Genomic DNA, 204 nt, shown 5'->3' on the forward strand with positions numbered 1-204 from the left:
GAAAAGTTGTCCAGCCCGACCACCTCATGGCCACGGCCCAACAACTCCTCGACCACGTACCCGCCGATAAACCCGGCCGAACCGGTAACCAGGACCTTAGCCACTTACCTTGCTCTCCTTCTCAACCGAGTCCACGACAGGGTCTGCCGCGACCTGCGAAACAGTCAGCCTGCGACCAAACGCGAAAAAGTACCAACGCAGATA

1 protein-coding gene is annotated in these 204 nt (G+C 58.3%); it reads right to left on the reverse strand.

The window, feature by feature from the left end; genetic code table 11:
- Positions 1 to 104: NAD-dependent epimerase/dehydratase family protein (locus QMG73_RS46220; RefSeq protein WP_281906538.1), on the reverse strand; the 104-nt coding region annotated here is incomplete at its 3' end.
- Positions 105 to 204: the final 100 nt, after the last annotated feature.

Source organism: Phytohabitans aurantiacus (assembly GCF_027923225.1).
GTDB classification, from domain to species: domain Bacteria; phylum Actinomycetota; class Actinomycetes; order Mycobacteriales; family Micromonosporaceae; genus Phytohabitans; species Phytohabitans aurantiacus.